Origin of the sequence: Micromonospora sp. WMMC415, assembly GCF_009707425.1 — a bacterium.
Lineage (GTDB): Bacteria > Actinomycetota > Actinomycetes > Mycobacteriales > Micromonosporaceae > Micromonospora.
Genome location: NZ_CP046104.1, coordinates 3,878,010 through 3,897,124 on the forward strand (window position 1 = coordinate 3,878,010; position 19,115 = coordinate 3,897,124).

General features: G+C 72.2%; 20 protein-coding genes. 12 read left to right on the top strand and 8 right to left on the bottom strand.

Going from position 1 to position 19,115, the window contains the following annotated elements; translation table 11 throughout:
* Positions 1 to 9: 9 nt before the first annotated feature.
* Positions 10 to 780 carry an FkbM family methyltransferase gene (locus GKC29_RS18230; protein WP_155331974.1) on the bottom strand — a complete coding sequence of 257 codons (771 nt, stop codon included), beginning with the start codon at positions 778 to 780 and terminating at the stop codon, positions 10 to 12.
* Positions 781 to 933: 153 nt separating this feature from the next.
* Between GKC29_RS18230 and GKC29_RS18235 the strand changes: the two genes are divergently transcribed.
* The 4 genes from GKC29_RS18235 to GKC29_RS18250 all read left to right on the top strand — a co-directional run bounded on the left by GKC29_RS18235 (position 934) and on the right by GKC29_RS18250 (position 4,070).
* A complete protein-coding gene (locus GKC29_RS18235) occupies positions 934 to 1,395 on the top strand; it encodes a helix-turn-helix domain-containing protein (protein ID WP_155331975.1) in 462 nt (153 codons plus the stop codon).
* Positions 1,396 to 1,404: 9 nt separating this feature from the next.
* A complete protein-coding gene (locus GKC29_RS18240) occupies positions 1,405 to 1,836 on the top strand; it encodes a VOC family protein (RefSeq protein WP_155331976.1) in 432 nt (143 codons plus the stop codon).
* A 240-nt stretch (positions 1,837 to 2,076) separates the two neighbouring features.
* Positions 2,077 to 3,681: an ABC-F family ATP-binding cassette domain-containing protein gene (locus tag GKC29_RS18245; RefSeq protein ID WP_155331977.1), complete on the top strand. Its 1,605-nt coding sequence runs from the start codon at positions 2,077 to 2,079 to the stop codon at positions 3,679 to 3,681.
* 56 nt (positions 3,682 to 3,737) lie between these two features.
* Positions 3,738 to 4,070 (top strand): nuclear transport factor 2 family protein, encoded by a 333-nt coding sequence (locus GKC29_RS18250; RefSeq protein WP_155331978.1) that lies wholly within the window; start codon positions 3,738 to 3,740, stop codon positions 4,068 to 4,070.
* An 82-nt stretch (positions 4,071 to 4,152) separates the two neighbouring features.
* Here GKC29_RS18250 and GKC29_RS18255 read toward each other — a convergent pair whose 3' ends face one another.
* The 3 genes from GKC29_RS18255 to GKC29_RS18265 all read right to left on the bottom strand — a co-directional run bounded on the left by GKC29_RS18255 (position 4,153) and on the right by GKC29_RS18265 (position 6,038).
* Positions 4,153 to 5,004 carry an isocitrate lyase/phosphoenolpyruvate mutase family protein gene (locus GKC29_RS18255; RefSeq protein WP_155331979.1) on the bottom strand — a complete coding sequence of 284 codons (852 nt, stop codon included), beginning with the start codon at positions 5,002 to 5,004 and terminating at the stop codon, positions 4,153 to 4,155.
* Between the two features lie 102 nt (positions 5,005 to 5,106).
* The gene (locus GKC29_RS18260) at positions 5,107 to 5,661 is read right to left on the bottom strand and encodes a DUF6817 domain-containing protein (protein WP_155331980.1); all 555 of its coding nucleotides are present in this window, start codon (positions 5,659 to 5,661) and stop codon (positions 5,107 to 5,109) included.
* A gap of 74 nt (positions 5,662 to 5,735) precedes the next feature.
* Positions 5,736 to 6,038 carry a GNAT family N-acetyltransferase gene (locus GKC29_RS18265; protein WP_155331981.1) on the bottom strand — a complete coding sequence of 101 codons (303 nt, stop codon included), beginning with the start codon at positions 6,036 to 6,038 and terminating at the stop codon, positions 5,736 to 5,738.
* A 35-nt stretch (positions 6,039 to 6,073) separates the two neighbouring features.
* On the opposite strand from GKC29_RS18265, the gene GKC29_RS18270 reads away from it, so the two are divergent.
* The gene (locus GKC29_RS18270; protein ID WP_155331982.1) at positions 6,074 to 6,682 is read left to right on the top strand and encodes a hypothetical protein; all 609 of its coding nucleotides are present in this window, start codon (positions 6,074 to 6,076) and stop codon (positions 6,680 to 6,682) included.
* On the opposite strand, the gene GKC29_RS18275 is transcribed toward GKC29_RS18270, so the two are convergent.
* Both GKC29_RS18275 and GKC29_RS18280 read right to left on the bottom strand, forming a co-directional pair.
* Positions 6,677 to 7,753 (bottom strand): NYN domain-containing protein, encoded by a 1,077-nt coding sequence (locus GKC29_RS18275; protein ID WP_155331983.1) that lies wholly within the window; start codon positions 7,751 to 7,753, stop codon positions 6,677 to 6,679. The two genes, GKC29_RS18270 and GKC29_RS18275, sit on opposite strands and share 6 nt — an antisense overlap.
* 20 nt (positions 7,754 to 7,773) lie before the next feature.
* Entirely contained in the window at positions 7,774 to 8,394 is a 621-nt protein-coding gene (locus GKC29_RS18280) for an L-threonylcarbamoyladenylate synthase (protein WP_155331984.1), read from the bottom strand.
* A gap of 164 nt (positions 8,395 to 8,558) precedes the next feature.
* Here GKC29_RS18280 and GKC29_RS18285 point away from each other — a divergent pair, with 164 nt between their 5' ends.
* The 7 genes from GKC29_RS18285 (at position 8,559) to GKC29_RS18315 (ending at position 17,091) form a co-directional block, all read left to right on the top strand.
* The gene (locus tag GKC29_RS18285; RefSeq protein WP_155331985.1) at positions 8,559 to 9,560 is read left to right on the top strand and encodes a LacI family DNA-binding transcriptional regulator; all 1,002 of its coding nucleotides are present in this window, start codon (positions 8,559 to 8,561) and stop codon (positions 9,558 to 9,560) included.
* Positions 9,561 to 9,656: 96 nt separating this feature from the next.
* Positions 9,657 to 11,333 (top strand): ABC transporter substrate-binding protein, encoded by a 1,677-nt coding sequence (locus GKC29_RS18290; protein WP_155331986.1) that lies wholly within the window; start codon positions 9,657 to 9,659, stop codon positions 11,331 to 11,333.
* Positions 11,334 to 11,409: 76 nt separating this feature from the next.
* Positions 11,410 to 12,558 carry an ABC transporter ATP-binding protein gene (locus GKC29_RS18295; protein ID WP_155331987.1) on the top strand — a complete coding sequence of 383 codons (1,149 nt, stop codon included), beginning with the start codon at positions 11,410 to 11,412 and terminating at the stop codon, positions 12,556 to 12,558.
* Complete coding sequence (locus GKC29_RS18300) at positions 12,555 to 13,532, top strand: ABC transporter permease (RefSeq protein ID WP_155331988.1); 978 nt, start codon at positions 12,555 to 12,557, stop codon at positions 13,530 to 13,532. Before GKC29_RS18295 ends, GKC29_RS18300 begins: the two co-directional genes overlap by 4 nt.
* Before the next feature lie 3 nt (positions 13,533 to 13,535).
* Positions 13,536 to 14,606, top strand: coding sequence for an ABC transporter permease (locus tag GKC29_RS18305; RefSeq protein WP_196255646.1), 1,071 nt, complete (start codon positions 13,536 to 13,538; stop codon positions 14,604 to 14,606).
* Entirely contained in the window at positions 14,603 to 15,610 is a 1,008-nt protein-coding gene (locus GKC29_RS18310) for an ABC transporter ATP-binding protein (RefSeq protein WP_155331989.1), read from the top strand. The genes GKC29_RS18305 and GKC29_RS18310 overlap by 4 nt, the downstream gene beginning before the upstream one ends.
* A gap of 68 nt (positions 15,611 to 15,678) precedes the next feature.
* Entirely contained in the window at positions 15,679 to 17,091 is a 1,413-nt protein-coding gene (locus GKC29_RS18315) for a GH1 family beta-glucosidase (protein WP_155331990.1), read from the top strand.
* A gap of 61 nt (positions 17,092 to 17,152) precedes the next feature.
* Here the strand turns inward: GKC29_RS18315 and GKC29_RS18320 are convergent, their stop codons facing one another.
* Both GKC29_RS18320 and GKC29_RS18325 read right to left on the bottom strand, forming a co-directional pair.
* On the bottom strand, positions 17,153 to 17,974 hold the full coding sequence (locus GKC29_RS18320) for an SRPBCC family protein (protein ID WP_196255647.1): 822 nt from the start codon (positions 17,972 to 17,974) through the stop codon (positions 17,153 to 17,155).
* Positions 17,974 to 19,101, bottom strand: a complete 1,128-nt coding sequence (locus GKC29_RS18325) for an XdhC family protein (protein ID WP_370463265.1) — start codon at positions 19,099 to 19,101, stop codon at positions 17,974 to 17,976. The genes GKC29_RS18320 and GKC29_RS18325 overlap by 1 nt, the downstream gene beginning before the upstream one ends.
* Positions 19,102 to 19,115: the final 14 nt, after the last annotated feature.

Genomic DNA, 19,115 nt, shown 5'->3' on the forward strand with positions numbered 1-19,115 from the left:
GGGAGAACGTCAAGGCAGGCAGTACACGTCGCCGGAGTTCGCGGCGTGGGGAAGGGCGTCCAGGACCGCCGCCAGCGCGGTCGCGGACATCCACGACGGTTCGGCCAGCCCCATGGTGTCGCCGATGGCGAGGTTGAAACGGGTGAAGCCGAGCGCGGCGGCGCGGTCGAGGGCGCGGCGGGCGACGGCCCGCTCGATGGTGGTGAACTCGAACGACAGCGCCGGGAGGACGCGGGTCAGCCCGGCCAGCACGGCGTCCTCGAAGCCCTCCACGTCCACCTTCACGAACGCCGGTACGCCGTGCTCCGCGACGAGGGCGTCGAGGGTGGTGGACGGCACGTCGAGCCGCGCGTCCCAGATCTCCTGCCGCCATCCGTCGGCGCCGTCCGCCGCCTGGATGAACTGCGGCGACGCGGTCGACACGGTGGGGTTGGCGGAGTTGACGTGGAGTTCGAGCAGCCCGGTGGTCGCGCCGCACGCCGCCTCGACCAGGACGACCTGGTCGTCCCCGCCGTAGAGGGCCCGGATGGCCCGCGCGCACAGTGGCTGCGGCTCCACCGCGACCACCCGTGCGCCCAGGCGGCGGAAGCTGCCGGTCCGGTCGCCCACGTGGGCGCCGACGTCGATGACCAGGTCACCGGCGCCGACGAACTGGGCGTAGAAGCGGTCCATCGCCGCCGCCCGGGCCGGATCGCCGTAGGAGAGCTCGAGCGACCGGCGGAGCGCGGCGGCGGCGGGATCCGCCTTGAGCGACTCGACGATCTCGGTGTTGACGTGCACGGGCGGACCCTAGCGTCCGGCCGCCCGGATCGGGTACCCGTTCGCCCGAATGCTCCACCGACGGTGTCGCCGTGACGACTCCAGGTCGGCGGTGTGGCGGAGCGACCGGCCCACCCGGCTCCGGCGGCGTGATCGGACCTAGGCTGGGCGGTGATGAGTACACCGCCCCGCCGCGCCCCGGGTGACCTGCTTGTCCACCTGCGGCGGGCCCGTGACCACATCGACCGCCACTACACCGAGCCGTTGGACCTCGCGACCGTGGCGGCGGTCGCCGGTCTCAGCAGGTTCCACTTCCAGCGCCTCTTCACGATCACGTACGGGGTGTCGCCGGCGGCGTACCTGTCCCGCCGGCGCATCGAACGGGCGCAGGACCTGCTGCGCGCCACCAACCTGACGGTCACCGAGGTCTGCCACGCGGTCGGCTTCGCCAGCCTCGGCTCGTTCAGCAGCCGGTTCCGGGGGATCGTGGGGGAGACGCCCCGGGACTTCCAGCGCCGCTGGGCCCGGGCCGGCGCACCCCACATCCCGGGCTGCTTCGTCTTCATGTGGGGGCTGGCGGAACGGCGCGGCGCGTCCGCAAGCGAGGAGAAGCCGCCGCCGGGGGATCCTTCCTAACCTGGCCCCATGATTACCCACGTCTCCATCACCAGCGTCTTCGTCAAGGACATCGACGCCGCCAAGGCCTTCTACATCGACGTCCTCGGCTTCGAGGAGCACACCGACATCACCCTGGCCGACGGCTCGTACCGCTGGTGCACCGTCAAGCACCCCAGCCAGCCCGAGCTGGAGGTGCACCTGACCCTGCCCGGGCCACCGCTGTCGCCGGAACTGGCCGAGACGGTCCGCCGCGCGCAGGACGAGGGCGGGCTGTTCGGCCTCGGCATGGGCGTCGACGACTGCCGCAAGACCTACGACGAGCTGCGGAGCAAGGGCGTCGAGTTCCTCCAGGAGCCGGCCGAGCGCCCGTACGGGGTGGAGGCGGTGGCCCGGGACAACTCCGGCAACTGGCTGGTGCTGGTGGAGCGCAAGGAGTTCACGGCCGCCGACTTCGGCTGACCGTCGCCCGCGTCGGCCGGCCGGCCGTCCGGGGGCCGGCCAGCCGACGCGGCGGAAAGGCGTGGGCGATCACCGGGCGCGCTGTTAGGGTTGACGGCGCTGACCGGATCGAGGAGTTCGACATGCTCATCGGGGACGACGACATCTCCGGGTGACCCCACCCGCGGGCGCGCCGGCGCCCGCCCCCCGGCGTCATCCGGGCGACCATCGCCCGTCCGTCTCGCCCCGAGGATCCGTCCGATGTCCGACGCCTGCGTCGTCTGTTCCCACCTGTCGTTTTCCTGGCCGGACGACACCCCCGTCCTCCAGGACCTGTCCGTCACCGTGCCACCCGGCCGCACCGGCCTCGTCGCGCCCAACGGCGCCGGCAAGAGCACCCTGCTACGGCTGATCGCCGGCGAGCTGGCACCGACCGGCGGCACCGTCACCGTCGACGGCGTGCTCGGCTACCTGCCGCAGACCCTGCCGCTCGACGGTGAGCTGACCGTCGCCGAGGTGCTCGGCGTCGACGCCGTGCTGCGCGCCCTGCACGCCATCGAGGCCGGCGACGCCGCCGAGGAGCACTTCACCACCGTCGGCGACGACTGGGACGTCGAGGAGCGCACCCGCCACGAGCTGGACCGGCTCGGCCTCGCCGACGTCGCGCTCCACCGTCGCCTGCGTACGCTCAGCGGCGGCCAGGTCGTCTCCCTCGGCCTCGCCGCGCAACTGCTGAAGCGGCCCGACGTGCTGCTGCTCGACGAGCCCACCAACAACCTCGACCTCGACGCCCGGCACCGCCTGTACGCAGCGCTCGACGACTGGCCCGGCTGCCTGCTGGTGGTCAGCCACGACCGGGCGCTGCTGGACCGGATGGACCGCATCGCCGAGCTCGACCGGGGGTCGGTGTCGTTCTTCGGCGGCACCTTCAGCGCGTACGAGGAGGCCGCGCAGGCCGCCCGGGCGACCGCCGAGCGGACGGTCCGCAGCGCCGAGCTGGAGGTCAAGCGGGAGAAGCGGGAGCTGCAGCAGGCCCGCGAGCGGGCCGAACGCCGCGCCAGCAACGCCGCCCGGAACCTCAAGAACGCGGGCCTGCCCCGCATCGTCGCCGGCGGTCTCAAGCGCAGCGCGCAGGAGTCGGCCGGACGGGCCCAGGACACGCACGCCAACCGGGTCGGCGAGGCTCAGGCCCGCCTCGACGAGGCCAGCCGCGCCCTCCGCGACGACGCCGTCCTCACGCTGGACCTGCCCGACACCACCGTCCCCGCCGGCCGCACCCTGTTCGTGGGGGAGCGGATGCAGGTCCGGAGGCTCTTCGCCGACGACGGCGTCGACCTGACCGTCCGGGGACCCGAGCGCATCGCTCTCACCGGCCCCAACGGCGCCGGCAAGTCGACCCTGCTGCGCCTGGTCGAGGGTTCCCTCACCCCGGAGTCGGGTGCGGTGCGCCGGGCCGGGGGACGGGTGGCGTACCTGTCCCAGCGCCTCGACCTGCTCGACCCCGGCCGCACCGTCGCGGAGAACCTCGCCGCGTACGCCCCGGACCGGCCGCAGGCCGAACGGATGACCCTGCTGGCCCGCTTCCTGTTCCGCGGCGCCCGCGCTCAGCTACCGGTCGGCGCCCTCTCCGGCGGCGAGCTGCTGCGCGCCACGCTCGCCTGCGTGCTGTACGCGCAACCGGCACCGCACCTGCTGCTGCTCGACGAGCCGACCAACAACCTGGACCTGGTCAGCGTGGGGCAACTCGAGAGCGCCCTCAAGGCGTACCGGGGTGCGTTCGTGGTAGTCAGCCACGACGAGCGGTTCCTCGCCGAGATCGGGGTGGACCGGTGGCTGCGGCTCGCCGACGGGCGGCTCGGCGACTGACGGGGCGCCCACCGCCGCACCGGCGTGCTCCCGCACTGCGAGTTGAGGAGAGACACATGACCACCACCGTTCCCGATGTGATCGCCCGTTACTACCGCGTCATCGGCGAACGCGACATCGACGCCTTCGTCGCCTGTTTCACCGACAACGCGACCGTCGCCGACGAGGACGGGCTCCACGACGGCCCGGCGGCGATCCGGGCCTGGCGTCAGCGGACCGCGGCCGAGTACGACTACGACGCCGTACCGGAGGAGGTCGTGGCGGAGGCGGGGGACACCTTCGTGGTGACGGCGCTGGTCACCGGCACGTTCCCGGGCAGCCCGGTCCGGCTGCGGCACCGGTTCACGCTCCGCGACGGTCTGATCGGCGCCCTGGACATCCGGCCGTAGGTCAACGCGGGGCGCGGACGGCCGGGTGGGGCGACCGGGCGTGCCCGGTCGCCCCACCCGGCGGCCCCATGAGGGCTTCGGGTCAGCGCGAGCCGGCGGCGAGCGCGGCGTTCATCTCGCCGTACGCGACCGTCTCGGCGACCGACCCGTACGTGCCCGTCGACAGCAGTTCGGCCGCCGCGCGGGCGGCGACCGCGTAGGCCGCCTGCACGATCGCGGAACCGAGACTGATCCGGGCGACGCCGGCGGCGGCGAGTTCGGCCACCGGCGGTGCGCCCGCCCCGGCCATAACGGCGATCGGCAGTGGCCCGGCGGCCAACTCGGCGAGCGCCGTCGGGTCGAGCAGTCCGGGTACGAAGAGGCTGTCCGCGCCCGCCGCGGCGTACCGCTCGGCGCGGTCGAGGGCGTCGTCCAGGCGGCGCTCCGCCGGGCCGACTCCGGCGAGGAAGATGTCGGTCCGTGCGTTGATCCACAGGCGGACACCGAGACGGCTCGCGGCGGCACGGGCGGCGGCGAGCCGCTCCGCCTGTTCAGCCGGGGTGAACAGGGGCGCGTCCGGGTGGCCGCTCCGATCCTCGAGGTTCACCCCGACGGCGCCCGCGCCGATGACGGCGGTGACGGTCGCCGCGACGGCGTCGGGCTCCGCGCCGTACCCGGCTTCGATGTCGGCGGAGACCGGAACACCGACCGCGGCCACGATGCGCTCGACCGCCGCCGCGGCGCGGTCAGGTCCGAGGTCGGCGCCGTCGGGTACGCCGAGCGACCAGGCGACGCCCGCGCTCGTCGTGGCGATCGCCCTGGCTCCCGCGTCGACGATCGCGACCGCCGACCCGACGTCCCAGGCGTTGGGCAGCAACAGCGGGTCGCCGGGGCGGTGCAGGGCGGCGAACGTCTCGGCCGCTGTCGACAGGGCGGGGGACACCTTCGGAAGCACGGATTCTCCTTGCGGTTGCGCGTGGTGGCATCCCGAAGCCTTCCGTGGCGGCCGCTGGTCGTCTGGCGGGATCTGGACACCATCAGTGGCGCGGTCGGTGGATCATTGCCCAGCGGCACCACTTCTCCGACTACCGAAGACTCGGGTCACCTCACTCGCGACCGGTGGCGACATGGCCGGAGCCCAGGCGGCGAACAGGTCGTGGAAGAACGCCCCGTGAGTGTCGAGGACGGAGGGATCCTGCTCGACGACGTCCAGCTCGTTGACGACGCTCAGGTCGACGAAGGATCGCAGGTGCTCGCCCCGCAGCGTGGTCACCTGACCGGTGAACCGGTCGTACACCGCGACCGTCGTCGCGAGCCCCCGCCAGGTGCGCCGGCGGTCGCACGCCCCGTACCGGTACACCAGGTCCGCCGCCTCGTCGCCGACGAGGTCGCGCAGCGTGGCCCGGCCGGTCCGGTCGAGGAGTGCCACGTCGAAGCCGTCCGTGCCGTAGACGGCGTGCGTCAGGCCCGCCAGTTGCACGTCGGCGTCGCAGCCGAGAGCGGCGAGGCGCTCCCGCACCCGACACAGGTGCGCGTACAGGCTCCCACCGGGATGGTCGATCCGGTCGGCTCCGCGCTCGCGGAGCCAGTCCCGCACCTCATCGACGCTCATGCCCCGACCCTAGGCACCACGCCGCCGGGCGGGGGACCGCGACGGTGCGCCGTGTGTCACAGCACGAGTCGGGGCTACTTCACCTTGCGCGTCGACCGGACCACGATGTCGTCGTACCCCGGGTGCTTGCCCAGCCACTCACTGAGGAAGGGGCAGATCGGCACGACCGTCCGCCGTTTCGCCCGAGCGTCGTCCATCACCGCGCGGGCCAGGGTCGATCCGACACCCCGGCCCTCGAACTCCGGAGCAACCTCGGTGTGGGTGTAGGCGATGATGGTGCCGGTGAGCTGATAGGTGACCAGCCCGGCCGTCACGCCCGTCTCGTCCCGTGCCTCGAACCGCTCCCGCTCGGGCACGTCGATCACCGTGAACTGCATCCCGCCATCCAACCACGGTCCGAATCGAGGTCAGCATGCTGTTTCCCGCCACGACCCTGGAGGCCGTGGAACGAGGCGACGTGACGCTGGCGTTCCGGCGGTGGACCAGACCGAGAGTGCGGCCCGGCACCCGGCTGCGCACCCTGATCGGCCTCGTCGAGATCACCTCGGTAGGTGTCGTCCAGCCGGAGGAGATCGACCCCGAGGACGCGCGGCGGGCCGGGTTCGAATCGCGCGACAGCCTGTTGACCTTCCTCGCCGGCCGGCCCGGCGGCGACATCTACCGCATCGGTATCCGCCACGCCGGTCCGGATCCCCGGAACCGGCTGCGCGAGCAGGACCAACTGGAATCGGCGGAACTCGCGGGTGTGGTGGCCGCGCTCCGACGCATGGACGACCAGGCGCAGCGGGGGCCGTGGGTGCTGCCCGTCCTACGGGCGATTCTGCGGCGACCCGCGGTCCGGGCGCCTGATCTGGCTGTCGAACTCGGCTGGCCCACCGACACCTTCAAGCGCCAGGTGCGGCGGCTGAAGGAGCTCGGCCTGACCGAGAGCCTCGGCACCGGGTACCGGATCTCGCCCCGGGGGCGCGTCGTCCTCGCCGCCTACGACCTGGCCAGCCGGTCCGCGGAAGGTCTTTCATGACTGCGCGGCGGTGAGGAGATAGTCGTCGGTTTCGGGGCTCCACCGCAGCTCGACGGCTCCGCTGGTGGCGGCGGCCCGGCAGAACTGGAGGAAGCTGCGGTAGCCGAGCTTCTTCTCGCTGAAGTCGGGCTTCGCCCGGCGCAGGGCGTTCTTGAGGCCGGACAGGGGCACGGTGCCGTCGCCGCCGGTCAGGTCCCGGACCACGGAGCGGACCAGCCCGAAGGCCTCCTCCCGTTCGCCGTGCTCGGGTAGGGACACCTCCGGGTCGCCCTTGGCCGGGCCCTCGGCCAGCTCCACCACGTTGCGGTCGGCGAGGTGCCGCAGCAGTTCACCGAACGTGCGGAACCCGTAGTCCGACTCGCTGAACGTCGGGTCCTTCCGGAGCAGGGTGCGCTTCAGGCGCGAGGCGGTCACCTCGCCACCGGAGCTGCCCTGAAGGCCCGCCACGGTCTGCGCCACGAGGGCCGACAGGGTCTCCACGTCCCGTGCGGGTTCCTCGACCTCCGGCTGCGGCTCGGGCTCCGGTTCCACTCGCAGCGGCTCGGGGCTCGGCAACCGGGCGGGACGGCCGCGCCGGACGCGGGGCGACGGGATGTCGACGCCCTCGAGCCGGTCGTAGTAGAGGAATTCGTCGCAGGCGGGCGGGAGCAGGGCCGAGGTGGACTTCTCGACGCCCACGCCGATGACGCGCTTGTTGAGTTCGCGGAGCTTGTGCACCAGCGGCGTGAAGTCACTGTCACCGGTGCAGATCACGAACGTGGAGATGTACTCGCGCTCGAAGGCCAACTCGACGGCGTCGACGGACATCTTGATGTCGGCGGCGTTCTTGCGGGACGCGCCCATCCGCTGCGGTATCTCGATGAGTTCGACGTGGGACCGGGTGAGCATCCGGCGGTCCTCGTCGAAGAACGACCAGTCGGCGTACGCGCGGCGCACCACCACCCGCCCCCGCTCGGCGAGGGCGTCGGCGATGGGACGGAAGTCGAAGGCGACTCCGTTGCCGTGGTCGCGTACGCCCAACGCGAGGTTCTCGTAGTCGAGGAACAGGGCAATGCGATCCTCTTGATCCACGCCAGCCAGCCTACGCCCCGTCACTCGAAGCGGGAGGGGTCGCCGGCTCCCCGGCGCAGGATCTCCGGCTCGTCCTGTGACAGGTCGACCACCGTGGTCGGCTCCTTGCCGCAGTCGCCGGCGTCGACGACCGCGTCGAGGAGGTGGTCCAGCCGTTCCTTGATCTCCCAGCCCTGGGTCAGCGGCTCGTCCTCACCGGGCAGGACCAGGGTGCTCGACACCAGCGGCTCGCCGAGTTCGGCCAGCAGCGCCTGGGTGACGGTGTGATCGGGTACGCGGACACCGACCGTGCGCTTGCGCGGGTGCAGCATCCGGCGCGGCACCTCCTTGGTTGCCGGCAGGATGAACGTGTAGCTGCCCGGCGTGGACGCCTTGACCAGGCGGAAGACCGAGTTGCTGACGTGCACGAACTGGCCGAGCTGCGCGAAATCCCGGCACACCAGCGTGAAGTGGTGCCGTTCGTCGAGGTGCCGGATCTCGCGGATCCGGTCCAGCCCGTCGCGGTTGCCCAGTTGGCAACCGAGCGCGAAGCACGAGTCGGTCGGGTACGCGATCAGGCCGCCGTCCCGGATCAGGTCGACCACCTGCCGCAGGATCCGGGGCTGCGGGTTGTCCGGGTGTACGTCGTAGTACCGCGCCATGCGCCGAGACTAGGCGCTGCCGGCCGGTGGCGGCACCGGAAGGAAACCTAACCATTCGTTACTCGCCCGTTATTGACGTGACCGGCGTCACTCCGCTTGACTGCGACGGAACCGGTTCCGCAACCGGTTCCGGAACCGGTTCCACACACCCCGTGGAGTGTCACGTGCCGATCACCATCGCCGACGTCGCCAGCCGGGCGGGCGTGAGCAAGACGACCGTCTCCCGGGTGCTCAACGGCAAGGGCGAGGTGGACCAGAGCACCGCGGACCGGGTCCGCGCGGTCATCTCGGACCTCGGCTACGTGCCCAGCGCGCGGGCGGTCGGGTTGGCCCGCGGCCGGACCCGGGTCGTCGGGATGCTCGTGCCCGCCCTGACCTGGCCCTGGATGGGTGAGGTGCTCCAGGGCGCGGTCGACGTGGTCGAGGACGAGGGGTACGCCCTGCTGCTGTTCACCTGCAACCGGGGCGACGAGTCGATGCGGCGGTTCACCTCCCAGGTGTCGGCCAAGTCCTTCGACGGCCTGCTGGTGGTCGAGCCGGAGGGCACGCTGGACCACATCACCGCCCTGCACGAGCAGGGCCTGCCGGTCATCCTCATCGACGACCGGGTCCACCGGCCGCGCTTCCCCTCGGTGCGGACGACCAACCACGCGGGCGCCCGCGCCGCGGCGGCGCACCTGCTGGAACTCGGGCGGCGGCGACCACTGGTCATCACCGGCGTGCCCCAGTTCGGGTGCACGGAGGAGCGGTCGGCCGGGTTCGCCGAGTGCTACGCCGAGGCCGGGTTGCCGATCGACCCGGATCTCGTCGTGGACGGCGACTTCACCTTCGAGTGCGGCCGGGCGGCGGTGCAGCGCCTGCTCGCCGCAGGCGTGCCGTTCGACGCGGTCTTCGCCCACAACGACCTGTCCGCCGCCGGCGCCCTGCAGGCCCTCATGGACGCGGGTCGACGGGTGCCGGCCGACGTCGCGGTCGTCGGCTTCGACGACCTGCCCCTGGCGGGACACACCCACCCGCCGCTGAGTTCCGTACGCCAGCCGTTGCGGGAAATGGGGGAGGCGGCGGCCCGCACCCTCATCTCCCACCTCGACGGCACCCCGCTGCCCGACAGTCCCATCGTCATCCCCACCGGACTCACCGTGCGCGCCTCGACCAACGGCACCTGACGCTGTCCCGCACCGACGACGCCGGCGGGCCCCGCCCTCCGGTGGCACCACCGCACACCCTCCATCCACCACACCCCCGCATCGAGGGAGACCTCCATGAGAAGACGACGGCTCCTCACCATCGTGCTGGCCGGCACGGTGGCCACGGCCCTCGCCGCCTGCGGCGACAGCCCGAACGCGAACAAGAACAACGGCCCGGCGGCCACCGTGCTCAACGTCGGCATGCCGAACGGCCCGCAGGCCGAGAACCACAACCCGTTCCTCACCACGTCGGCCGCCGCCTCGCTGGGCTACCGGTGGCAGATCTACGAGCCGCTGATGATGTGGAACCCGGTGAAGCCGGCCGACCCGATGAAGCCGTGGCTGGCCACCAAGGCCGAGTGGTCGGCGGACTACACCTCCGTCAAGGTCACCATCCGGGACAACGCCACCTGGTCCGACGGTCAGAAGGTCACGGCGGAGGACGTCGCCTTCACGTACAACCTGGTCAAGAAGTACCCGGCGCTGAACGACCAGGGCGTGCCCTACACCGAGGCGACCGCCAGCGGCAACGAGGTCACCATCAAGACCTCCAGCCCGCAGTTCGTCAACCAGCAGAAGGTCCTGTGGCGGGTGCCGATCGTGCCCAAGCACATCTGGGAGAAGATCAGCGACCCGACGACCGACCAGGTCAAGCAGCCGGTCGGCAGCGGCCCGTACACGTTGAAGTCGTTCACCCCGGCCACCACCACCCTGACCGTCCGGGAGAGCGGCTACTGGCAGGACCTGCCGAAGGTCAAGGAGCTGCGCTTCACGTCGTACACCGACAACAGCGCGCAGACCACCGCCCTCGCCAACGGCGAGTCGGAGTGGAGCTTCGTCTTCATCCCCAACTACAAGGCCGTCTTCGTCGACAAGGACCCGGCCAACCACAAGGTGTGGGCGCCGGCGATCCTCGGCATCCACGGCCTCTACATCAACACCACGAAGAAGCCGTTCGACGACCCGGCGCTGCGGCGCGCGATGAACATGGTCATCGACCGCGAGGACATCTTCACCACGGCGGAGGCCGCGTACTTCCACCCGCTGGTGAAGAGCGTGACCGGCCTGCCCAGCCCCGCCGGTGACCCGTTCATCGCCCCCGAGTTCAAGGGCCAGGAGCACAAGGTCGACGTCGAGGGCGCCAAGGCGCTGCTCACCGGCGCCGGCTACAAGCTGGAGGGCAACACCCTCAAGGACCGGACCGGCAAGGCCGTCACGCTGACCCTCACCGACCCGGCCGGCTGGTCCGACTACCAGACCAGCCTGGAGATCGTGAAGGACAACCTGTCCAAGATCGGCATCGCCGCCACGATCGACAAGGCCAACCAGGACGCCTGGTTCCGCAACGTCGAGCAGGGCAACTTCGACGCGACCTTCCGGTGGACCGAGGGCGGCGCCACGCCGTACGACATCTACCGGACCGTCATGGACGGCCGGGTGCTGAAGCCGATCGGCACCGCCTCCCCGGCGGGCAACTTCGGCCGCTTCAACAACCCGCAGGCGACCGAGGCCCTGAAGGCGTACGCGAACGCGACCGACGAGGCCGCGCGGACCACCGCGATGAACACGCTGCAGAAGATCTTCGTCGAGCAGATGCCGATGATCCCGGTCGGCGCGGACAACATCGGTGGCGCGTACAGCACGAAGAACTGGGTCGGGTGGCCCGACGACTCGAACCCGTACGGCGCGATGCAGCCCACCCAGCCCAACGCGGTGGACGTGGTCCTGCACCTCAGGCCCGCCAACAGCTGATCCCCTCGGGTGCCCCTCCCCGGCCACTGCCGGCCGGGGAGGGGCACCCACACCCACCCCAAGACAGGAACTCGCCATGACGTTGAGCGACAGCGCGGAGGCGCCGGTCAACGAGGTGGTGCTGGAGGCCGTCGGCCTGACCAAGCATTTCCCCGTCCGCAGGCGGCTGCGTGACCTTCTCACCCGATCGACGGCCGCCGTCCACGCCGTCGACGACGTCTCGTTCGTGCTGCGCCGGGGCCAGGTGACCGCGCTGGTCGGCGAGTCCGGCTCCGGCAAGTCCACGGTGGCCCGGCTGCTGGCCCAGCTCTACCCGCGCACCGCCGGCGACCTCCGCCTGCACGGCACGTCGACCCGGGTCCGCGGCGGGCGCGCGTTCCGGGCGTACGTGCGGCGCGTCCAACTGATCCTGCAGGACCCGTTCGCGTCGCTGAACCCGGTGCACACCGTCCGCTACCACCTCACCCGGTCGCTGCGGATCCACGGCAACGCCGGGCGCACCGCCGAGGACCTGGACAAGGCCCTCGCCGACCTGCTCACCCGGGTCAGCCTCACACCGCCCGAGCGCTACCTGGACGCGTTCCCGCACGAGCTCTCCGGCGGCCAGCGGCAACGCGTCGCGATCGCCCGGGCGCTCGGGGCCGACCCGGAGGTGCTCCTCGCCGACGAGCCGGTGTCCATGCTGGACGTCTCCATCCGCCTCGGGGTGCTCAACCTGCTGCGGGACCTCAAGGAGCGGCTCGACCTCGCCGTCCTCTACATCACCCACGACATCGCCTCGGCCCGCTACTTCGCCGACGAGACGATCGTCATGTACGCCGGCCGCATGGTCGAGGGCGGCGACAGCGAGACCGTCACCCAGAACCCGGCCCACCCGTACACCCGGCTGCTCATCGGGTCGGCGCCGGACCCCGACCGGATCACCGGCGACGGCGGCGCCGACGTCGGCGGGGCGGACCGCGGCCACGGCGAGCCGCCGAGCCTGATCAGCCCACCCGCCGGCTGCCGCTTCCACCCCCGGTGCCCGCACGTCATGCCCCGCTGCACCGTCGACCTGCCGCCCCGGCACACCATCGGCGACCGGCCCGGCCACTGGGCGGCGTGCTGGCTCTACGACCCGGCCACGGTCGCCGCCGAGGGCCCCGGCTCCGCCGCGCCCGACGCCGACCCGACCGTGCCGCCGGCTCGCCGGGACGGCACCGCCACCGTGGGGGACGCCCGATGAGGTTCCTGCTGCAGCGCGTGGCCTTCTACCTGTTCACGGCGTGGGCGGCCATCACCCTCAACTTCTTCATCCCACGGTTGATCCCCGGCGACCCGGTCCAGTCCCTCATCTCCCGCAACCAGGGCCGGATCAGCGCCGACGCCATCGAATCGCTTCGCGTCCTGTTCGGCCTGGACGACAACGACAGCGTCTGGGAGCAGTACGTCGACTACTGGAAACAGCTCGTCCAGGGCGACCTCGGCCTGTCCTTCACGTTCTTCCCGACGCCGGTGTCGACGGTGATCGGCGACAGCCTGCCGTGGACCGTCGGCCTGGTCGGCGTCACCACGATCGTCAGCTTCCTGCTCGGCACCGCGCTCGGTGTCGGCGCCGGCTGGCGGCGCGGCTCGTGGATCGACGCCCTGCTGCCGGCCACCACGTTCCTCTCCTCGATCCCGTACTTCTGGCTGGGCCTCGTCGCGATCGCCCTGTTCGCCGGGCCGGGGAGCTTCTTCCCGTCCTCCGGCGGCTACGAGCCGGGCCTCGTGCCGGCGTTCGACCAGTACTTCATCCCGAGCGCCATCCAGCACAGCATCCTGCCCGCCGCCACCATCCTGGTCTCCTCGATGAGCGGGTGGATCCTCAGCATGCGCAACATGATGGTCACCGTCTCCTCGGAGGACTACATCACGGTCGCCCACGCGAAGGGCCTGTCGGAGCGGCGGGTGGCGCTCAGCTACGCGGCCCGCAACGCGCTGCTGCCCAACGTCTCGGGTTTCGCGCTGTCGCTCGGGTTCATCGTCGGCGGCACCCTGCTGGTGGAGATCGTCTTCTCCTACCCGGGGCTCGGGTACCAGCTCTTCCAGGCGGTCGGCGCCAAGGACTACCCGCTGATGCAGGGGATCTTCCTGATCATCACGATCTCCGTGCTGGTCGCGAACCTGCTCGCCGACGTCGCGTACCTGCTCCTCGACCCGCGGACCCGAAAGAGCTGAGCGATGACATTCTCACCGTCGAGCATCGAGCAGGTCATCCCCGGCCAGGGAGCCATGGCCCAGCCGTCGGCCGCGCCGGGCCGGGCGAAGCGGCGCCGGTTCCGGTTCATCGCCAACGCCAAGGTCGCGACCGGCCTGGTCGTCCTGGCCGTGTACGGCCTCTTCGCGATCATCGGGCCGTGGGTGGCGCCGTACGACCCGAGCGCCCGGAGCAGCGACGTCCTGCAGGCGCCGTCGGCGGAGCACTGGTTCGGCACCACCCACCTCGGCCAGGACATCTTCAGCCAGATCCTGGTCGGCACCCGAAGCGTCGTCGTCGTGGGCCTGATCGCCGGCGTGATCGCGACGCTCCTGTCCATCCTCATCGGCGTGACCTCCGGCTACCTCTCCGGGGTGGCCGACGAGGGCCTGTCGGCCCTGTCCAACGTGTTCCTGGTGATCCCGGCACTGCCGCTGATCATCATCATCACGTCGATCGTGGAGCGGGCCAGCGACACCCTGGTCGCGCTCATCATCGGCCTCACCTCGTGGGCGTGGGGGGCCCGGGTGCTCCGCGCGCAGACGCTGTCGCTGCGCCGCCGCGACTACGTCGAGGCGGCCCGTGCCACCGGCGAGCGGACCTGGCGGATCATCCTCTTCGAGATCCTGCCGAACCTCACCGCGATCATCGCGTCCGGCTTCGTCGGCACCGTCATCTTCGCGGTGATGTCGGAGATCACCCTGGCGTTCATCGGCATCTCGTCGATCACGTCGTGGAACTGGGGCACCATCCTGTTCTGGGCGCAGGGCCAGCAGGCCCTCGCGCAGGGGGCGTGGTGGTGGTTCGTGCCCGCCGGCCTGGCCATCGCGCTGCTGGGCACCGCGCTCGCTCTGATCAACTTCGGCATCGACGAGTTCGTCAGTCCCCGCCTGCGCAGCAGCGGCCGGACCCGGATCCGCACCGCGTCCGGGCACACCGTGAAGATGCGGGTCGGATTCACCCCCGTACTCGACCCGCCGGCGGCGGCCCCGCCGCCGGTCCCGGTCGACGCGGTCGTCCTCAGCAGCACCGACCGGAAGGGTGGTCCTCGATGACGCGACCGGTCCTGGAGATCAAGGGCCTCAACGTCGACTACGGGATCGGCGACCAGGCCGTGCGCGCCGTCCGGGACGTCGACCTCACCCTGCGCCGCGGCGAGGTGCTGGGGCTGGCCGGCGAGAGCGGCAGCGGCAAGTCCACCCTGGCGTACGGGATCACCCGGCTGCTGCCGCCGCCCGGCGTGATCCGCGGCGGATCCGTCCGCTACCACCCGACCGACGGCGAACCGATCGACATCATGGCGCTCTCCCCCGCCGAACTGCGCCGCTTCCGCTGGGCGGAGACGTCGATCGTGTTCCAGGGGGCGATGAACTCGCTCAACCCGGTCCACCGGATCTCCACCCAGCTACTCGACGTCATCAAGGCGCACGAGCCGAGCATGAGCGCTCCGGCCCGGCTCGCCCGCGCCCGCGAACTGCTCAAGCTGGTCGGCATCTCGGCCGACCGGATGGACAGCTACCCGCACCAGCTCTCCGGCGGCATGCGCCAGCGCGTCATGATCGGTATGGCGCTGGCGCTGGAACCCCAGATCGTCATCATGGACGAGCCGACGACGGCGCTCGACGTCGTCATGCAGCGGCAGATCCTCGGTCAGCTCGCCGAGCTGCGCGAGCGGCTCGGCTTCGCGGTGCTGTTCATCACCCACGACCTGTCCCTGCTGGTCGAGTTCTCCGACCGGATCGCCATCATGTACGGCGGACGGATCGTCGAGGAGGCACCGGCGGCGCAGCTGTACCGGGCCGCCCTGCACCCGTACACCGAGGGGTTGCTGCACTCCTTCCCCGCGCTGCGCGGGCCGCGGCGCGAGCTCGCCGGCATCCCCGGCTCCCCGCCGGACCTGCGCGCCATGCCGGCCGGTTGCGCCTTCCACCCGCGGTGCCCCCGGGCGTTCACCCCCTGCGACAACGCGCTTCCCGTCCTCGGCGCACCCGTCGACGACCACCCGGGCCGCACCGTCGCCTGCTGGCTGCACCCGGCCGCCGACGTGGTGACCCGGTGAGCCACCCCGGCCCGGCGGACGCCCGCACCCCTGATTCCGACTCACCGTCCGCGACCGCGAGGAGAACCATGGACAGCAACCCCACCAGCCCGGCGACGTCGACCGAGGCCGACCCGATCGACACGCTGCCACCGACGTTCCGGTGGGGTGTGGCGACCTCGTCGTACCAGATCGAGGGCGCGGTCGCCGAGGACGGTCGCACGGCGTCCATCTGGGACACCTTCTGCCGGATCCCCGGCGCGGTGGTGAACGGTGACAACGGCGACGTGGCCTGCGACCACTACCACCGGATGCCGCAGGACGTGGCGCTCATCGCCGACCTCGGCCTGGACACGTACCGCTTCTCGGTGGCCTGGCCGCGGGTGCAGCCCGGCGGGCGGGGGCCGGCAAACGCCGCCGGGCTCGCCTTCTACGACCGGCTCGTCGACGAGCTGCTCGGCCGGGGAGTCGACCCGTGGGTGACGCTGTACCACTGGGACCTGCCGCAGGAGCTGGAGGACGCCGGCGGCTGGCCGGCCCGGGACACCGCCTACCGGTTCGCCGACTACGCGGAGCTGGTCTTCGACGCGCTCGGCGACCGGGTACGGACGTGGACCACGCTGAACGAGCCGTGGTGCTCGGCCATGCTCGGGTACGCGTACGGCCTGCACGCGCCCGGCCGGCGCGACCTGGGCGACGCGATCGCCGCCGCCCACCACCTGCTGCTCGGCCACGGGCTGGCGGCGGGGCGGCTGCGGGCGGCGGCCACCCGGCCGCTGGAACTCGGCATCACCGTCAACCTGGCCACGGCCGACCCGGTCACCGACAGCGCGGCGGACCGGGACGCCGCCCGCGCCGCCGACGGCCTCGGTAACCGGCTCTACCTCGACCCGCTGATCCACGGCCGGTACCCGGAGGACGTGGTGGCCGACCTGGCCCGCGACGGGGTACGCATCCCGGTGCGGGAGGGCGACCTGGACGTCATCTCCAGCCCGATCGACGTGCTCGGCGTCAACTTCTACTTCGGGCAGCTCTTCTCCGGCGTGGACGAGCAGGGGCGCGAGCGGGACGACGAGGGCCGGCCGGTGCGGCGGGTGGTCCGCCGGGACCTGCCCCGCACCGCGATGGACTGGGAGATCGTGCCGGACTCGTTCACCGACCTGCTGGTCCGGCTCGGCCGCGACTACCCGGGCGTGCCGCTGGTGATCACCGAGAACGGCGCCGCCTTCGACGACCAGCCGGACGCCGACGGCTTCGTGGCCGACGACGACCGGGTGGCCTACCTGGCCGAGCACCTGCGCGCGGTGGCCCGGGCCCGCCAGGCCGGGGCGGACGTGCGGGGCTACTTCGCCTGGTCGCTGCTGGACAACTTCGAGTGGGCGTACGGCTACGACAAGCGGTTCGGCATCGTCCGGGTCGACTACGACACCCAGCGGCGCACGCCGAAGCGCAGCGCGCTCTGGTACCGCGACACCGTCCGTCGGGTCCGCGGCAACCGCTGACGAACCACACGGCGGCCGTCCGGCCCGGTCCGGACGGCCGCCTCCGGTGGTTTGCCGCGCCTCACTGTCGAGCCAGCCACACTCCCAGCACCGCGCCCACGGCCCCGCCGAGCAGGAACGTCACGACGTGCGGCGCGAGGCGGCGAGCCGTCGCCCGTACGCCGGTGACGCCGAGCAGGTCGATCGGTTCGACGGGACCGCGCGGGGCGGGGACCACCGCGCCGGGTCCCGGAGGGTCGAGGGCCGCGGCCGGCCGGGCACCGGCGGACGCCACCGGCGAGGCGGCTGGCGCGGCCGGCTGGCCGGCGGCTGCAACGGGGTGGGCGGTCGGCATGGCCGGCTGGCCGGCGGCCTGTGCGGGCGGGGCCTCGGCGACATCCGCCGACGGATCGGCGGAGGCGGCGGCCGACGGCGCGGCGGCCGAGGCGACGGGGGCCGGCGTCGGCGCGAGTTGTCCGGCGAGGCAGGCGGTGAACTCGTCGAGCAGCCGGCTGCTCACGTCCGCGATCATCCCGCGACCGAGCTGGGCCACCCGACCGCTGATCGTCAGGTCGGTGAGCACGGCGACGGCGGTGGCGTCGCCGTCGGCGCGCAGGGTGGCGGCGACCGTCGCCGACGCCGATCCGGCCCCCTTGGTGTCGCGGCCGGACGCCTCGATCACCATCCGGCGCGCCGCGTCGTCGCGCTCGACGAAACGGCCCCGGCCGGCGAACGTCATGACCATCGGGCCGAGCTTCACGCGGACGGTGCCGGTGAACTCGTCGCCCTCGTAGGAGGTGAGCGCCGCGCCCGGCATGCACGGAACGATCCGTTCCAGATCCTGCAGCACCTCCCAGGCGCGGTCGACGGGTGCTGCCACGACGAAGTGGTGTTCGAGTTGCATCAGTACCGATCCAGGTTCTCGTGAATGGAACCGTCCAGCTCGGACAGTCGGTGGCCGGTGCCGCCCCATCGGGCGCCGATGATCTCCGCGGCGATGCTCACCGCGGTCTCCTCAGGTGTGCGCGCCCCCAGGTCCAGCCCGATCGGCGAGGCGAGCCGGGCAAGCTGCTCCGGCGACACCCCTTCGGCCCGGAGCCGGGCGACGCGGTCCGTGTGCGTGCGTCGCGAGCCCATCGCACCGACGTACGCGAAGGGATGCCCGAGGGCGACGCGCAGCGCCGGGACGTCGAACTTCGGGTCGTGGGTGAGCACGCACACGACGGTGCGCGGATCGACCCGTCCCGCGTCGATCTCGCCGGTCAGGTAGCGGTGCGGCCAGTCGACCACGACCTCGGCACCGGGGAACCGGCGGGCGGTGGCGAAGACCGGCCGGGCGTCGCACACCGTGACCCGGTACCCGAGGAAGTCGCCGGTGCGGGCGAGCGCCGCCGCGAAGTCGATCGCCCCGAAGACGATCATCCGCGGGGGCGGTGTGAACGAGGCGACGAACACCGTCAGCTCGTCGCCGAGGCGCTCGCCGTCGGAGCCGTACCGCAGCGGACCGGTCCGTCCGGCGGCCACCATGCCGCGGACGTCGTCGGTCACGGCGTCGTCGAGCCGGCGCGAGCCGAGGCCGCCGGCGACCCGGTCGGGCCAGACGACCAGCCGCCGGCCGAGCCGGTCCGCGTCGCCGCGGACCAGCGTGGCCACCGCGACCGGTCGGCCCGCCGCGATCGCCTCCGCCACCTGGTCGAGCTCCGGGTACGACGCGCGGTCGACGCGTTCGACGAAGATCTCGATGGTGCCGCCGCAGGTCAGTCCCACCTCGAACGCGTCGTCGTCGCTCACGCCGTACCGGGCGAGCCGCGGCGCGCCGGACTCGGTCACCGCAAGGCCGAGGTCGTAGACGGCGGCCTCGACGCAGCCGCCGGAGACGCTGCCGACCGCTGTGCCGTCGGGGCCGACGAGCATCGCCGCCCCGGGTGGTCGGGGTGCGCTGTGCCAGGTGCCGACGACGGTCGCCATCGCGACCGGCTGGTCCGCGCGCCACCAGTCCAGGAGATCACCGAGCACGTCGCGCATGCTCATCGCCCTCCGGCGGT

Excerpts from the sequence above, each read along its gene's own strand:
- GKC29_RS18235 (WP_155331975.1), top strand. The coding sequence starts at position 934 with ATGAGTACACCGCCCCGCCGCGCCCCGGGTGACCTGCTTGTCCACCTG.
- GKC29_RS18240 (WP_155331976.1), top strand. The coding sequence starts at position 1,405 with ATGATTACCCACGTCTCCATCACCAGCGTCTTCGTCAAGGACATCGAC.
- GKC29_RS18245 (WP_155331977.1), top strand. The coding sequence starts at position 2,077 with ATGTCCGACGCCTGCGTCGTCTGTTCCCACCTGTCGTTTTCCTGGCCG.
- GKC29_RS18250 (WP_155331978.1), top strand. The coding sequence starts at position 3,738 with ATGACCACCACCGTTCCCGATGTGATCGCCCGTTACTACCGCGTCATC.
- GKC29_RS18260 (WP_155331980.1), bottom strand. The coding sequence starts at position 5,661 with ATGAGCGTCGATGAGGTGCGGGACTGGCTCCGCGAGCGCGGAGCCGAC.
- GKC29_RS18265 (WP_155331981.1), bottom strand. The coding sequence starts at position 6,038 with ATGCAGTTCACGGTGATCGACGTGCCCGAGCGGGAGCGGTTCGAGGCA.
- GKC29_RS18270 (WP_155331982.1), top strand. The coding sequence starts at position 6,074 with ATGCTGTTTCCCGCCACGACCCTGGAGGCCGTGGAACGAGGCGACGTG.
- GKC29_RS18280 (WP_155331984.1), bottom strand. The coding sequence starts at position 8,394 with ATGGCGCGGTACTACGACGTACACCCGGACAACCCGCAGCCCCGGATC.
- GKC29_RS18290 (WP_155331986.1), top strand. The coding sequence starts at position 9,657 with ATGAGAAGACGACGGCTCCTCACCATCGTGCTGGCCGGCACGGTGGCC.
- GKC29_RS18295 (WP_155331987.1), top strand. The coding sequence starts at position 11,410 with ATGACGTTGAGCGACAGCGCGGAGGCGCCGGTCAACGAGGTGGTGCTG.
- GKC29_RS18300 (WP_155331988.1), top strand. The coding sequence starts at position 12,555 with ATGAGGTTCCTGCTGCAGCGCGTGGCCTTCTACCTGTTCACGGCGTGG.
- GKC29_RS18305 (WP_196255646.1), top strand. The coding sequence starts at position 13,536 with ATGACATTCTCACCGTCGAGCATCGAGCAGGTCATCCCCGGCCAGGGA.
- GKC29_RS18310 (WP_155331989.1), top strand. The coding sequence starts at position 14,603 with ATGACGCGACCGGTCCTGGAGATCAAGGGCCTCAACGTCGACTACGGG.
- GKC29_RS18315 (WP_155331990.1), top strand. The coding sequence starts at position 15,679 with ATGGACAGCAACCCCACCAGCCCGGCGACGTCGACCGAGGCCGACCCG.
- GKC29_RS18320 (WP_196255647.1), bottom strand. The coding sequence starts at position 17,974 with ATGCAACTCGAACACCACTTCGTCGTGGCAGCACCCGTCGACCGCGCC.
- GKC29_RS18325 (WP_370463265.1), bottom strand. The coding sequence starts at position 19,101 with ATGAGCATGCGCGACGTGCTCGGTGATCTCCTGGACTGGTGGCGCGCG.